The following is a 14106-nucleotide window of genomic DNA, read 5'->3' on the forward strand; positions in this document are numbered from 1 at the left end:
GCTCACTCCCAGCCCTTGTAGGGCAGCTGCAATTGCGCCGTTGCCGTCTCAGTCGGCCAGACCGAGACGTATTCGCGCCCGCGCAGCTGCACCAGCAAGACGGATGCCTTGGTGTTCTGGCCCTTGTCGTCGAATTTCACGCCGCGATAGCCGATCATCAATTGGTCGGCCGAAAGGTCCGTGGCGCGCAGCGCCGCCTGGATCGCCGCGGGCTGGGTGGAACCGGCGCGGTTGATGGCGTCGCACGCCACCAGGAAGCCCTGCATCATCCGGGCCGTCGTGTCATCCATCTCGCGGCCGGTGCGCGCCTTATAGAGCGCATTGATCTTGAACGAGTTGCTGCCCGGACGGCTTGGGTCGAAGGCGCTGCGATTGATCAGGCCCTGCGCGATATCGCCGGCGGTCTGCACGAAATTGTCGTCGGAGAAGCCGGAATTGTCACCGATCAGGATCGGCGGCCGGTAGCCCTGCGCGCGCATGGTGCGAGCGTACAGGATGGCGTCCGAGGTGTAGCTGATGAAGATCACCACATCCGGCTGAGCGCCCTTCAGTTGCAGGACCTGAGCCGAGACATCGGCGCTGTTGGCGGCGTAGGGGATCTGCAACTCGATGCTGATGCCGCCCTGCTCGGCCGTCCGCCGGATCACGTCCGCAATCGAAGTGCCGTATTCAGTGTTCTCATTGACGATCGCGATCTTGGAAACGGGCCGCCCGTCGATACGCGCGGCTTTCAGAAACTCCACGTAGATGGCGGCGATGTCAGGTCCGATCGGCGTGGTACGGAAGAACCAGCGGAAGCCGCGCTCGGTCAGGTTGGTCGCGACCGACTCCCCGTTCACATATGGAATCCCGTGACGCTCCGCGATCGCGCTTGCGGTCTGAGCCAGGCCGGATTGGTAGCCGTTGGTCAGCGCCACCACGCGTTCCTGGGTGATCAGCCGCAGGGCCTGATTCTGCGCCACCGACGGGCTGCCCTGCTGGTCGGCGATTACCACCTCGAGCGGCCGGCCGCCGATCGCCGGGAACCCGGTTGTCGCCATCAGCGGCATCGAGGCGAGGTCAGGCCGCGGCGTGTTGACGAGTTCCACCGCCAGCTCGATGGCGGCCTTGGCGGAATTGCCGGCCGACGCAGCCACACCGGTGAGCGGAAGAAGTGTGCCCACCTTGATGGGTGCGCCCTGAGCCTGAGCACGACCAGCGAGCATGAGTGCTGGCGCGGCCAGCAGCGGGCGGCGGGTGATCTTCATGGGCTTCCTCTTGGACCTGCGCGACTGAGCCGCGTCTTGTCCGGCCAGCGTACCAGCGTCGATTGTTTGCGCAATGCCACGCCGAGGCGACATCGACCGGGTGGGTCTGGAGAGGCGGCCTCGCTGGCCGCCGGCTTGCGGCCATGGTTACACCGGAAGTGGATCACGGATGTCAGCGCGATCGGTGTTGGCGATCGCAGCAGCGACTGAGGGTGTGAGCCGCGAGGGGCAGCGCCCTCGCGCTATCGATGTGGCGGTACTGCTGGATGCGGCCAGGACCATCAATGGACGCGCATCGACAGGTCGCCCGCCAATACCGTCCCGGGCTTCGGGGGCGTGGTCAGCAGTTTGATCCAACGGATCGATCCTGATCGGCCTTTCGCAGCGCCGAGCCGAATGGCCGCACCTGTCATGGCAACCTGCGCGGGCACGCACGGCGGTCGCCCGGCTTGATGACGATATCCAATGAGTGATGGACATTCCGACCGAGAAGGCCCAGATGATTGGCACTCTGCCGATGAGAGTGCCAAGCGGCTGCCACCGGCAGCGCCTGTTCTCCTAGCCGCAGCGCAATCCACAAGAAGCTCAAGGAGAAGGCCGCATGACCTTCCGTCCCCTGCACGACCGCGTTCTCGTTCGCCGCGTCACCGCGGAAGAAAAGACTGCCGGCGGCATCATCATCCCCGACACCGCCAAGGAAAAGCCGCAGGAAGGCGAAGTCGTCTCTGTCGGCGCGGGCACGATCAACGAGAAGGGCGAAGTTCGTCCGCTCGACGTGAAGGCCGGCGACCGCATCCTGTTCGGCAAGTGGTCTGGCACCGAGGTGAAGCTCGATGGCGAGGAGCTCCTGATCATGAAGGAGTCCGACATCATGGGCATTCTCGAAGGTTCGGCCGCTGCGAAGAAGGCCGCCTGAGGCGCCGCTTCGCGACGACCACTGACAACCGATTTGCAAAGGTAGAACACAATGGCTGCTAAGGACGTGAAGTTCGGCGCCTCGGCGCGCGAGCGTATGATCCGCGGTGTCGACATCCTCGCCGACGCCGTGAAGGTGACGCTGGGCCCGAAGGGCCGCAACGTGCTGCTCGACAAGAGCTACGGTGCCCCGCGCATCACGAAGGACGGCGTGACCGTCGCCAAGGAAATCGAACTCTCCGACAAGTTCGAGAACATGGGCGCGCAATTGGTGCGCGAAGTGGCGACGCGAACCAGCGACACCGCCGGTGACGGCACCACCACCGCGACCGTGCTGGCCCAGGCCATCGTGCGCGAGGGTGCCAAGGCCGTGGCCGCCGGCATGAACCCGATGGACCTGAAGCGTGGCATCGACAAGGCCGTCGCGCTGGTCGTCGCTGACCTCGAGAAGAACAGCCGCAAGATCTCGAGCTCGGCCGAGGTCGCCCAGGTCGGGTCGGTCTCCGCCAATGGCGATACCGAGATCGGCGAGATGATCGCCAAGGCGATGGACAAGGTCGGCAAGGAAGGTGTCATCACGGTCGAGGAAGCCAAGAGCGTGGCGACCGAACTCGACATTGTCGAGGGCATGCAGTTCGATCGCGGCTATGTCTCCCCGTATTTCATCACGAATGCGGAGAAGATGATCGCGGAGCTGGAGAATCCCTACATCCTGATCTTCGAGAAGAAGCTGTCCGGCCTGCAGACGATGCTGCCGCTGCTCGAAGCCGTGGCGCAGACCACGCGTCCGTTGCTGATCATCGCCGAGGATGTCGAGGGCGAAGCCCTGGCGACCCTGGTCGTGAACAAGCTGCGCGGCGGCCTGAAGGTTGCGGCGGTGAAGGCGCCGGGCTTCGGTGATCGCCGCAAGGCGATGCTCGAGGACATCGCCATCGTGACGAACGGCCAGGTCATCTCCGAAGACCTCGGCATCAAGCTCGAAAGCGTGACGCTGGAGATGCTCGGGCGCGCCAAGACCGTGCGGATCGAGAAGGAAAACACCACGATCATCGACGGCGCCGGCGAGAAGGACGCGATCCAGGGCCGGATTGCGCAGATCAAGGCGCAGATCGAGGAGACCGCCTCGGACTACGACCGCGAGAAGCTGCAGGAGCGCCTGGCGAAGCTGGCCGGTGGCGTTGCCGTCATCCGCGTCGGCGGCTCGACCGAGGTCGAGGTGAAGGAGCGCAAGGATCGCGTCGATGACGCGCTGCATGCGACCCGCGCCGCGGTCGAGGAAGGCATCGTCCCGGGCGGCGGCGTGGCGCTGCTGCGCGCCTCGACGAAGCTGGCGGGCCTCAAGGGTGCCAACCCGGACGAGCAGACCGGCATCGAGATCGTGCGCCGCGCGATCCAGGCGCCGGTTCGCCAGATCGCCACGAATGCCGGCCAGGACGGCGCGGTAGTCGCCGGCGAGGTGCTGCGCACCGACACCTACGAATACGGCTACGATGCGCAGTCGGGCACGTATAAGGACCTGGTGGCGGCCGGCATCATCGACCCCACCAAGGTCGTGCGTTCGGCGCTGCAGGGCGCGGCCTCGGTCGCCTCCCTGCTGATCACCACCGAAGCCATGGTGGCCGAACGCCCCGACCGGAACACTTCGGGCGGCGGCGCGCCTGGCGGCGGTATGGGCGGGATGGGCGGCATGGGCGGCATGGATTTCTGATCTCGCCTGGTCGCCATGTGCTTCGGGGGGCGGGTCGGATGGCCCGCCCCCCCCTGGGCGCTGGTGGCCGATCAGCGGTTGTGCCTGACGCTCGGAGCCTCGCCGCGCGTCGCCTGGCTCAGCCGACGGCCGCCACCTTGTCCTGGGTGTTGGTGTCGAAATCGCTCGCGTCGTGGCGTTCCCGCAATTGGCTGGCGGGCTCGCCCTGCATGCGATTGACCATGCGCCCGCGCCGCACCGCCGGCCGTTCGCCAATCATGTCGGCCCAACGCTGCACATGAACGTAGGACTGCACGTCGAGAAACTCGGCGGCACCGTAGAGCCAGCCCTTCACCAGTCCCCCATACCATGGCCAGATCGCCATGTCCGCGATCGTGTAGTCCTCACCGGCGATGTAGCTGGACTCGGCCAGGCGGCGATCCAGGACATCGAGCTGGCGCTTCACCTCCATGGCGAAGCGGTCGAGCGGATACTGCATCTTGCTCGGCGCATAGGCGTAGAAGTGGCCGAAGCCGCCACCGAGATAGGGGGCGCTGCCCATCTGCCAGAACAGCCAGGACAGGCATTCGGCGCGTGCGGCGGTCTCCTTGGGCAGGAAGGCGTCGAATTTCTCGGCGAGATGGACGAGGATGGCGCCGGATTCGAACACCCTGACCGGCGTCGCGCCGCTGCGGTCGACCAGTGCCGGGATCTTCGAATTCGGGTTCACCGCGACGAAGCCCGAACCGAACTGGTCTCCCTCGCCGATGCGGATGAGCCACGCATCGTATTCGGCACCCTGGTGGCCGAGGGCGAGCAACTCCTCGAGCATCACCGTGACCTTCACGCCGTTCGGCGTGCCCAGCGAATACAACTGCAGGGGGTGACGCCCGATCGGCAGATCCTTGTCATGCGTCGGCCCGGCGATCGGGCGATTGATGTTGGCGAAGCGGCCACCATTGGCCTTGTCCCACGTCCAGACGCTGGGCGGGGTGTACTCGGTCGATGCACTCATCAAGCCGGCTCCTGAAGATGGCAGCGAGGCTGCCGTGACGCATCGTCAGGTGGGGGCATGCTGGTGGTCGTGCCAGGGGAGGCGCGGACCCACGGGGATGAGCCATGTGGCGCCGCGCGTCGGGAGGGGCTGGGTGTCATCAGGCTACGTTGCCTTGCCGGTGATCCCGCGGCGGCCAGGTTGAGCGCCGCCTGGACGCCAACGGCCATGACGGCGGCGTGTAACGCATCGGCGAGGCCGCACCCCCTGGCCAGGCGTCGAGTGTCGTTGTCTCATTGTATCCTTCGCGATTCCCCGATCACCTCGTGCTCGCCACGATGGTCCGCGGGTCATGCATCGTCAGGAGTTGCCATGGGCGCGCCACAAGTCCCGATCGACGTCGATCCCGAAACCGGCATCTGGCGTACCGATGGCCTGCCGATGATTTATCTGCCGCGCCACTTCCTGGTGAACATGCAGAAGAGCGTCGAGGCCGCCATCGGGCCCGAAGCCTATCGGCAGACGCTCTACGACTCGAGCGACCTCTCGGCCCTGCAATGGTGCCGGGCCGAGGCCAAGACTCACGGCCTCACGCCTGTCGAGACGTTTCGCCACTACCTCAAGCGGCTCTCCCAGCGCGGCTACGGGCAATTGGAGATCACCGCGCTCGACGAAGCCGCCGGGACGGCGACGGTCGTCGTCCGCCATTCAGCCTTCGCCCTCGGTTATGGGCCCGAGACGGGCCGGCACGTCTGCTACGTGTTCGAAGGCAGCTTCGCCGGTGGCATGCGCTACGTCCTCGAGATGGCGGGGCGAAGCGGTGTACCGATCTGCCGCGAGGTCGCCTGCGCCGCAGCGGGACAGCCCGAATGCCGCTTCGAGTTGCGTTGCGAGGCCATGGCGTGACGTAATGCTGGCCTGCGGGGGCGCAAGTGACCGATCGGCAGCCCAGCTGAGACAGGATGACCGGGCATCTCATTGTATTCGGTGGAAAAGACCGCGAGGTGCCACCATGTGGACCGAGGTGGCCGCGCCATTCATTCAAGGCTGCCATTCGCGTCATACGGGCGACAGGGCCAATGGCGCGCGGCCCCGCAACCCTGCTGTGCGCAGATGGTCATGATTAGTTCCTTCCAATTTGCCGCGTCATGGCGTAGCTACTTCACGTCAGCTTTTTATGGTCCCGCCGCGCGTGCTCCTTGGCTCCCGATCGAGCATCGAGCTCGGCGCTCGTCTCCAGCAGAAGATTGATCGGACGCGCCATTCGGCGCGGCTGCGACATTTTGCGCGAACGGTACAAATCCATGTCCAACGGCACCATCAAGTGGTTCAATGCCACGAAGGGCTACGGCTTCATCCAGCCTGATGACGGCACGAAGGACGTGTTCCTTCACATCTCCGACGTCGAGCGCTCTGGCATCGGTACGCCGCAGGAAGGCGACAAGATCGAGTACGACATCCAGCGCGGCCAGCAGGGCAAGATGTCCGCTACCAACCTGCGCAAGGCCTGATAAGCCTGCCAGGTGGGCCGGCGGCAATCGCCGGCCCACCTGCCTGTCGCGCCAACGCGCGACACTGCCATGGTCTCGGTGACGGCTGGCCGGCGTTTCGGCACCGCCCCCGCTCACCGGGATCCGCCAGATCGTCCCCGATCACCATCGACGCCTTGGCAAGCGTCAAACACAACCCGAGACACAGGACAGTAGTAAGCAAAGATGCAAGGTCTGAAGCGCGACGACTTCAACGCCCGCCGAGAAGCCGCGGACGGTGCCCGCAAAGCCATGCTGGCGCGCTTCCGCGCACAGCCCGGCCCGGACGACCCCGTGGTGCAACAGCGACTCGCTGAACAGCGCGCCGTCGCCGAGGCACGCGAGAAGCGCCGCGCCGACCGCGAGGCCGAACGTGCTGCGCAGGCCGAAGCCGCCGCCGCCGAGGCCGTGCGCCTCGCCGCCGAGGAAGCCGCCCATCAGGCTGAACTCGCGCGTCTCGCTGCCGAACAGGCGCTGCGCGATGCCGAGGCCGCGCGCGAAGCCGCCTCCGCCGCGATGGAGCAGGAAGAGCGCGCCGCGATGCTCGATGCCGAGAAGAAGGCGCGTGCCTTGGCGCTCGCCGCCGAGCAGAAGGCATTGCGCGATGCACGTTATGCCGCACGCAAGGCGCGCCGGTAGAGAAGACCCTGGCCGGCGGCATCACTCCCCCCTGGGGTGGTGAAGCTTGCCGGCCCACTCGGCTGGAGAGGCTTCCGTGCAGCGATGCGAACGGAAGCCGCCAGCCTCCGCGTAACTGCCCGGCCAGCACGCCGGCGTTCATCGAGGCGGCCATGTCGCGGTCGCCGCCTGACAGGAAATCGCTATGGCAAGCCCAGCCGTCGAGGCCACTGCCCCGAAATCAGAAGCAGAGATGAACGAAGAGGTTGCGTCGATCGCCAAGCGTCATCGCATTTCGCCGGCCATTGTGCGCGAGATCATGCGCCGATCAGGCGCCACCGACCGCTCGATGATCGAGCGCGAGATCGCGAAGGGCAAGGCGCGGCGCTAGGCCGTTCCGGTCGCTCTGGCTCACGGAAGCCTCCCTGGATCGCTGCTCGATGCGAGCTTCTCCACTCGATCAGGTGGTCCGCCTGATCGGAATCCGGCTCAGTGTTCCTGCGGGCCATCGGATCGACCGTCACGTTATCCACTGCTGTGGGTGCGGTCGTAATCGGCAATCGCCGTCGAACCCGAGATCACGTCCAGCAGTTCCTCGGTGATGGATCCCTGCCGGGCGCGACGCTCGTCACTATGTAGGTCGTCAAGCCGATGCTCGATGTTCGAGCGGGCCGACTGCATGGTCCGCAACCGCTCCGCATTCTCGGCAGCGAAGGCCTCGAGCGCCGCATGCGCCAGCTCGGCCAGGAAGTACTCTCCCACCAGAAGTTCGACCAGACGCGCCGGCGGCAGATATGTCAGCGGCCGTTCGCCTTCGCTCGAACGCCGAAAGCGCGCGAGATCCAGTGGCAGCAATCGACGCCGTTCCGCCGTCACGCGCCCATCCGGTGCGGCGAGAGGGAACAGCACCTCGACACGCGTCGCCGCGCCGCGCAGGAAGGTGTCGTAGATCGTCTCGGCGACGCGCGACGCGATATCGGTCGCTGCGCCGACCTGCGTGGCCATCGGGCCAGTCCAGGCCGGCTTCCAACCCTCCGCCTCCGCCAACGCCGCACCGCGTGCGCCGAGGCAATAGACAAACGCTCCCGCGGCGCGATCAGGTGCGGCGGTTGCAAGCATGCGCTCAGGCAGGGCGCCGACGAAGCCGTGTTCGGCAGTGAACAGCACCAGCACCTCGCGCCCTGCCGGCGTGGGCCTTACCGCATCGCGCGGCAGCAAGGCGACCGCCTCCGCCAGAGCCGCGGCAACGATCCCGCTCCAGCTGCGCACGCCGTCGATGACATGCCGCGTCTGCTGGACGCGCGACGCCGCCACGCCGCGCATCGCGCCTACCACCGTGCCGAGCTGCGCGATGCTCTCGATATGCTGCTCGATGCCGGCGAGGCGGTCGGTCATGGCGCGGCGGGCACCAAGCCGGCAGCGCGGCGAGCCAGGGCCTCGCGCAAGCTGGCGCGGTCATCGGCCGTCAGGTGGCCGCTGTCGCGCACACGGGCCAGCGCGTCACCCGCTTCACCGCTCAGCCAGGGCCCGAGGCCGTCCGTGAAGTCGCGCATGCGCGGCAGCGGCACGGGATCGAGCAACCCCTCATCCACCGCGAGCAGGAGCGCCACTTCCACGCCGAGGTCGCGCGGCGCGTGGCGGCCCTGGCGCAGCACTTCGCGGATACGGCGGCCGTGTTCAAGCTTGGCTCGCGTGCGCGGCTCCGTGGTTGCGCCGAACCGCGAGAAGATCTCGAGCTCCTCGAACTGCGCATAGGCGAGGCGCAGAGTCTCCGCCACGCCGCGCAACGCCGGCGCCTGCGTCTTGCCGCCGACGCGGCTCACGCTGCGCCCGGTATCGACCGCCGGGCGCCGCCCTTCATGGAACAGCCGCGTGTCGAGCACGACCTGCCCATCGGTGATCGAGATCAGGTTGGTCGGGATATAGGCGCTGAGATTGCCGGCCTCGGTCTCGGCGATCGGCAGCGCGGTCAGGGAGCCGCCGCCCTTCGCGGCACAGAGCTTCGCGGCGCGTTCCAGCAGCCGCGCATGCAGGTGGAAGATGTCGCCCGGATAGGCCTCGCGGCCCGGCGGCTGGCGCAGCAGAAGGGAAATCTCGCGATGCGTCGCGGCGTGTTTGGTGAGGTCGTCGAGCACGATCAACGCATGGCCGCCGGCATCGCGGACATGCTCGGCCATCGTCATGCCGGCGAAGGGCGCGAGCCATTGCAGCCCCGGGCTGGTGGACGCGCCGGCGACGACGAAGATGCACCGCTGTGGATTGCCATGCGCGCGCACCGCCTCGATCGCTTGCCGTACGGAGGAGGATTTCTGCCCGATCGCGACATAGATGCAGACCACGTCGCTGTCGCGCTGATTGATGATGGCATCGACACCGATCGCCGTCTTGCCGGTCTGCCGGTCACCGAGGATCAGCTCGCGTTGTCCGCGTCCCAACGGGATCATCGCATCCACCAGCAGGATGCCGGTCTGCAGCGGCTCGGTCACCAGGTCGCGGTCGATGATCGGCGGCGCGCCGCGTTCGATCGGCGCGCGGTCCGAAGCCTCGAGCGGCCCGAGCCCGTCGAGCGGGCGGCCCAGCGGGTCGACCACGCGGCCGAGCAGCGCGCCGCCCACGGGTACGCGCAGCACGTCGCCGGTGCCGTGCACGACCTGCCCGGCATCGATATGCGCGCCTTCGTCGAGCAGCACGCAGCCGACGCTGTGTTGGTCGAGAATGCGCGCGAGGCCGAAGCTGCCATCGGCGAAGCGCACCATCTCGCCGGCGCGCAGATCCGCCAGGCCCGAGACACGCACGACGCCATCCGCGGCATCCTCGACACGACCCAGCGTTTCCGCGACGGGGCCGATCTGGGCGGCGGCGACGCGCGCGACGGCGTCGCTCGCCCAGTCGCGCAGGGCGTCAGACGGCACCGTCATCACCCGCGGCGCGCGCTGTGAGGGCTTCGAGATCCGCCGCCCAATTGCCGTGGAGCGCCGCATGCGCGCCGCGCAGTTCCAGCCCGGCGATCAGCGACGGGTCGGTGACAAAGCGCAGCGCGACATCCGTGCCGAGATGTTCCGCGATAGATTGGCACAAGGTGGCCTGTGTATCGGCTGGCAGTGCCGCGGCGCTGGCGACTTCCAGCGGCCCCGATCGCAGCGCTTGCCGCGTTGCGTCGGGCAGGGCGACGAGCGCCTCGATCAGGCGTGGCAGGAAGGCTTCGGCCGGTGGCGTCGCCTGGCTGGCGAGGCGTCCGGCCATGGCGCCGGCAAGGCGCGCGGCCTGCCGTCGAAGGTCGCGGGCGGCTTCCTCCGCCTGGCGCGTCGTGCGCAGCTTCGCCTCCGCGAGCGCCTGGTCGGCCTGGGCGCGCGCGTGGTCGAGCATCGCCTTCGCCTCCGTCTCAGCGGCCTCCCGCGCCGCGCCGAGGATCGCCTCGCGTTCCTTGGCGAAGCCTTCGCGCTGCTTCAGGGCCGCGCCTTCAAGCTCCTGTGCGCGCTTGCGCCCGGCTTCGGCATCGGCGAGCAACTTGTTGGATTCCGCACGTCGCGCCGCCACCACCTGACTCACCGGCAGAAACAGAAAATGTTGCAGCAACCAGGCCAGGACGAGGAAGTTGACGGCCTGCAGCGCGAGCGTCCACCAGTCGAGCGACACGGCATCACCGGACGTAGGGGTTAGCGAAGAGCAATAGCAGCGCGATGACGAGGCAGTAGATCGCCGTGGTCTCGATCATCGCGAGCCCGACGAACAATGTGCGCGACAGCACGCCAGCGGACTCCGGTTGGCGTGCGATGGCATCCATCGTCGCAGCCACGGCCCGACCCTCCGCCAAGGCGGGCCCGAGGGCGCCGAAGGAGACGGCGAAGGCGGCGGCGACGATGCTGACATGCTCGACGTAGTTCATGTGTAGGTCAGCTCCTGTCCGTGGCGCCGATGGCGGCACCGATGAAGACGGCGGCGAGAATCGCGAAGATGTAGGCCTGCACGAGGCCGGTCAGGATATCGAGCGCCATGAAGGGGATCGGCACGAACAATCCGGCGAGGGAGAGCACCAGCGCACCGATGAACACGCCGCTCATGAGATTGCCGAACAACCGCACCATCAACGAGATGCTGCGCGTGAATTCCGACACGATGTTCAGCGGCAGCATGATCCAGACCGGCTGCGCGAAGCCGGCGAGGTAGCGCTTCAACCCGAGCGACCGCACGCCATAGACATGCGTGGCGACGAAGACGATGCCGGCGAGTGCCGCAGTCGTCTCCAGATGCGCGGTCGGTGGTTCCAGCCCCGGCAGCAGCCCGAGCAGATTCGCCGTGGCAAGGAAGATGAACAGCGTGCCGACCAGCGGCATTAGCGGTGTGGGATCACTGCGAATGATGGCGCGGATCTGTTCGGCGATGCCACAGACGAGCAGTTCCAGCGCGGTCTGCAACGCCCCCGGCCGCAGGGTGAGGCGGCGCGTCGCCAGCGCGCTGCCGATGGCGAGCACCGCCATGAGCCCCCAGGTGGTGACGACCGGCGTGGTGATCGGCACCGGCCCGAAATGGAACAGCGTCGTGACGGTGAGCGGACTGTCCGTCATGGCTGCGGCCGCCAGGCACGCAGCGCGAGGCTGCGCGCGGCAAGAAAGCCGGCAAAGGCCCCCAGCAGCCCGGCGCCGCCGGCGACGCGTACTGCCGCGACCAGCAAGGCGCCAAGCAGCAACAGCCGCGCCAGGTGCAGCACCGCCGGGCGCCAGGCCGGCCCACCTGAGAGGTACATCTCCGCATTGTGCCGCATCGCCAGGAAGAACAGCCCACCGGCAAGCAGCCCCGCAGCAGCGGCCGCGGTGGCTTCGGCCAGCATGATCATCGGTCGCGTCCCATCTCGTTCATCCGTCGCCAGGCAAGCCAGAAGCCGAGCGCCGCGCCGGCGACGAGGAAAGCGCCCGTCCAGAAGATACCGCTACCGAAGGCCCGGTCGAGTGCGCGCCCCGCCAACATGCCGGCCAGCATCGGCACGACGAACAGCCAGCCCAGCGCGCCGATCGTCGCGAGGTTGAGCCCGATCGGCCGCTCGCCTTCGATACGATGACGCTCGCGCCGCGCGCTTTCGCGACGCACTGATTCGATCAACCTGTCGGTGGGTGGCTTCTCCGGCGTGGTCATGGCGCACCACGCCGTCCCGGTCCGGCAAGGCCCGGCCGCAGCAGGCCCATGATGCGCCGTATCGCGGCCGCCTGCATTTGTGCCGCGGCGACGCGCTCGGTGCGCTCGCTTTCCTCCGCAGCGGCGATGCCGGCGCGCAGCTTGTCTTCCAGCCGCGCGATGTCGTCGCCGAGAAAGGCCTGGCGCGTCGCGATCGCGATCTGCTGCCCGTCGCGCACGGTCAGCAAGCCACCCCGTACGGCGCAGTGCTTCTCACGGCCGTTCTCGTCGCGCCAGGAGACGACCGACGGTGTGAGCGCTGTCAGGAAGGGAACATGCCCGGCCATGATGCCGAAAGTGCCACTCTCATCCTCGGCGCGCAGTGAGACGACACCATCCTGTTCCAGCAGCAGCGCATCCGGCGTGGCGATGGTCAGGCGCATCAGGCGGCCGCCGTCGCCGTGTCGGTGGCTTCCTTAGCGCGCGCTTCGTCAAGATCGCCCACCATGTAGAGCGAGGATTCCGACCAGTCATCGGCTTCGCCGGCGAGGATGGCGCGGCAGCCGGCGACCGTTGCCGCGCGGGTAACGGTGCGGCCGGGCTTGCCGGTGAAGGCCTCCGTTACCTTGAAGGGTTGCGTCAGGAAGCGTTGCAGTCTGCGCGCGCGCGTCACGATGCGGCGATCGGCCGGGCCGAGTTCCTCAAGCCCCAGCAGCGCGATCACATCCTGCAGGGACCGATAATGCGCGATCGCTTCTCGCACCGCCTCGGCGGTGTCGTAATGCTCCTGACCGACGATGGCGGGGTCGAGCAATGTCGAGGTGGAGTCAAGCGGATCGACGGCCGGATACATCCCTTCCGCCGCCATGCCGCGTGACAGCACGATGGAACTGTCGAGATGCCCGAACAGGGCGGTCACCGCCGGGTCAGTGAAATCATCCGCCGGCACATAGACCGCCTGGATGGCGGTGACGGTCGCGCCGGCGACAGAGGCGACGCGTTCCTCCAGTTCGGCAACTTCCGTCGCGAGGGTGGGCTGGTAGCCGACGCGCGAGGGCAGGCGGCCGAGCAGGCCGGAAATCTCGCTGCCCGCCTGGACGAAGCGGAACACATTGTCCATCAGCAGCAGCACGTCGCGATGCATCGTGTCGCGAAAATACTCGGCGATGGTCATCGCGGTCAGGCCGACGCGCCAGCGTGCGCCAGGCGGTTCCGCCATCTGGCCATAGACCAGCACGGTGCGATCGAGCACGCCGTATTGCCGCATGTCGAGCAGCATCTCATGCCCCTCGCGCGTGCGCTCGCCGATGCCGGCGAATACCGACAGGCCGGTATAGGTATCGACCGTGGTGCGGATCAACTCCGTCACCAGCACCGTCTTGCCGACGCCGGCACCGCCAAACATCGCCGCCTTGCCGCCGCGCGCCATCGGCGCTAGCAGGTCGATCACCTTGATGCCGGTCTCGAGCAACTCGTGCTTGCCCTGCTGCGCGGAGAGCGGCGGCGGCAGACGATGGATCGGCCAACGCTCGACATCGTCCGGCAGCGCCGCACCGGCATCCTTCGGTTCGCCAAGCACATCAAGCAGGCGGCCCAGCACCGCCTCGCCGACCGGCACGGTGATCGGCGCCCCGGTGCGACGCACCGGCGTGCCGCGGCGCAGACCTGCTGTCTCGCGCATCGCGACCGCGCGCGCCATCTCAGGACCATGATGGCCTTGCACCTCGGCGACCAGTCGTTCTGGCCCGTCCCAGTCGATCTCGACTGCCTCGCCAATCTCCGGCAGGGCGTCAGCAGGAAAGCCGAGATCGAGCACCGAACCGCGCACCGCCAGCACCGTGCCGATCGCGAAGCGCGCCGGCGTCGCGCCGCGAGACGTAAGCGAGGTGCTGTCCGTCATGGGGATTGACCTCCGTCAATCTCGGGCCGCGCCGGCAGCGGCCGTCGAAGAAGCCAACCATAGGCGAGCGCGCCGCCCCCGCGGCTTGATTCACGTCAAGATCGCGG

17 protein-coding genes are annotated in these 14106 nt (G+C 67.5%); 6 read left to right on the forward strand and 11 right to left on the reverse strand.

The window, feature by feature from the left end; translation table 11 throughout:
- Positions 1–2: 2 nt before the first annotated feature.
- Positions 3–1247, reverse strand: a complete 1245-nt coding sequence (locus IEY36_RS22795; protein WP_188971191.1) for an ABC transporter substrate-binding protein — start codon at positions 1245–1247, stop codon at positions 3–5.
- A gap of 601 nt (positions 1248–1848) precedes the next feature.
- Here IEY36_RS22795 and groES point away from each other — a divergent pair.
- Positions 1849–2163 carry a co-chaperone GroES gene (gene groES / locus IEY36_RS22800; RefSeq protein WP_188971193.1) on the forward strand — a complete coding sequence of 105 codons (315 nt, stop codon included), beginning with the start codon at positions 1849–1851 and terminating at the stop codon, positions 2161–2163.
- Between the two features lie 51 nt (positions 2164–2214).
- Complete coding sequence (gene groL, locus IEY36_RS22805; RefSeq protein WP_188971195.1) at positions 2215–3870, forward strand: chaperonin GroEL; 1656 nt, start codon at positions 2215–2217, stop codon at positions 3868–3870.
- Positions 3871–3988: 118 nt separating this feature from the next.
- On the opposite strand, the gene yghU is transcribed toward groL, so the two are convergent.
- Positions 3989–4864 carry a glutathione-dependent disulfide-bond oxidoreductase gene (gene yghU / locus IEY36_RS22810; protein WP_188971197.1) on the reverse strand — a complete coding sequence of 292 codons (876 nt, stop codon included), beginning with the start codon at positions 4862–4864 and terminating at the stop codon, positions 3989–3991.
- Positions 4865–5215: 351 nt separating this feature from the next.
- Between yghU and IEY36_RS22815 the strand changes: the two genes are divergently transcribed.
- The 4 genes from IEY36_RS22815 to IEY36_RS22830 all read left to right on the forward strand — a co-directional run bounded on the left by IEY36_RS22815 (position 5216) and on the right by IEY36_RS22830 (position 7381).
- Positions 5216–5749: a DUF5943 domain-containing protein gene (locus IEY36_RS22815; protein ID WP_188971199.1), complete on the forward strand. Its 534-nt coding sequence runs from the start codon at positions 5216–5218 to the stop codon at positions 5747–5749.
- Positions 5750–6147: 398 nt separating this feature from the next.
- Complete coding sequence (locus IEY36_RS22820) at positions 6148–6354, forward strand: cold-shock protein (protein WP_188971201.1); 207 nt, start codon at positions 6148–6150, stop codon at positions 6352–6354.
- Between the two features lie 204 nt (positions 6355–6558).
- On the forward strand, positions 6559–7011 hold the full coding sequence (locus IEY36_RS22825) for a DUF6481 family protein (protein ID WP_188971203.1): 453 nt from the start codon (positions 6559–6561) through the stop codon (positions 7009–7011).
- A 184-nt stretch (positions 7012–7195) separates the two neighbouring features.
- On the forward strand, positions 7196–7381 hold the full coding sequence (locus tag IEY36_RS22830) for a hypothetical protein (protein WP_188971205.1): 186 nt from the start codon (positions 7196–7198) through the stop codon (positions 7379–7381).
- Positions 7382–7515: 134 nt separating this feature from the next.
- On the opposite strand, the gene IEY36_RS22835 is transcribed toward IEY36_RS22830, so the two are convergent.
- The 9 genes from IEY36_RS22835 to atpD are packed head-to-tail and all read right to left on the reverse strand — an operon-like array spanning position 7516 to position 13999.
- Positions 7516–8385 carry a F0F1 ATP synthase subunit gamma gene (locus IEY36_RS22835; RefSeq protein WP_188971207.1) on the reverse strand — a complete coding sequence of 290 codons (870 nt, stop codon included), beginning with the start codon at positions 8383–8385 and terminating at the stop codon, positions 7516–7518.
- Positions 8382–9902 (reverse strand): F0F1 ATP synthase subunit alpha, encoded by a 1521-nt coding sequence (locus IEY36_RS22840; RefSeq protein ID WP_229681509.1) that lies wholly within the window; start codon positions 9900–9902, stop codon positions 8382–8384. The genes IEY36_RS22835 and IEY36_RS22840 overlap by 4 nt, the downstream gene beginning before the upstream one ends.
- Positions 9892–10626 carry a F0F1 ATP synthase subunit delta gene (locus IEY36_RS22845; protein ID WP_188971211.1) on the reverse strand — a complete coding sequence of 245 codons (735 nt, stop codon included), beginning with the start codon at positions 10624–10626 and terminating at the stop codon, positions 9892–9894. The genes IEY36_RS22840 and IEY36_RS22845 overlap by 11 nt, the downstream gene beginning before the upstream one ends.
- Before the next feature lie 4 nt (positions 10627–10630).
- On the reverse strand, positions 10631–10876 hold the full coding sequence (locus tag IEY36_RS22850; protein ID WP_188971213.1) for a F0F1 ATP synthase subunit C: 246 nt from the start codon (positions 10874–10876) through the stop codon (positions 10631–10633).
- A 7-nt stretch (positions 10877–10883) separates the two neighbouring features.
- Positions 10884–11555, reverse strand: a complete 672-nt coding sequence (locus IEY36_RS22855; RefSeq protein WP_188971215.1) for a F0F1 ATP synthase subunit A — start codon at positions 11553–11555, stop codon at positions 10884–10886.
- Positions 11552–11824, reverse strand: coding sequence for an N-ATPase subunit AtpR (locus tag IEY36_RS22860; protein WP_188971217.1), 273 nt, complete (start codon positions 11822–11824; stop codon positions 11552–11554). The genes IEY36_RS22855 and IEY36_RS22860 overlap by 4 nt, the downstream gene beginning before the upstream one ends.
- The gene (locus IEY36_RS22865; protein ID WP_188971219.1) at positions 11821–12120 is read right to left on the reverse strand and encodes an AtpZ/AtpI family protein; all 300 of its coding nucleotides are present in this window, start codon (positions 12118–12120) and stop codon (positions 11821–11823) included. Before IEY36_RS22865 ends, IEY36_RS22860 begins: the two co-directional genes overlap by 4 nt.
- Positions 12117–12542 carry a F0F1 ATP synthase subunit epsilon gene (locus IEY36_RS22870; protein WP_188971221.1) on the reverse strand — a complete coding sequence of 142 codons (426 nt, stop codon included), beginning with the start codon at positions 12540–12542 and terminating at the stop codon, positions 12117–12119. Before IEY36_RS22870 ends, IEY36_RS22865 begins: the two co-directional genes overlap by 4 nt.
- On the reverse strand, positions 12542–13999 hold the full coding sequence (gene atpD, locus IEY36_RS22875) for a F0F1 ATP synthase subunit beta (protein WP_188971223.1): 1458 nt from the start codon (positions 13997–13999) through the stop codon (positions 12542–12544). Before atpD ends, IEY36_RS22870 begins: the two co-directional genes overlap by 1 nt.
- Positions 14000–14106: the final 107 nt, after the last annotated feature.

Origin of the sequence: Neoroseomonas lacus, assembly GCF_014644535.1 — a bacterium.
Classification (GTDB): Bacteria; Pseudomonadota; Alphaproteobacteria; order Acetobacterales; family Acetobacteraceae; genus Neoroseomonas; species Neoroseomonas lacus.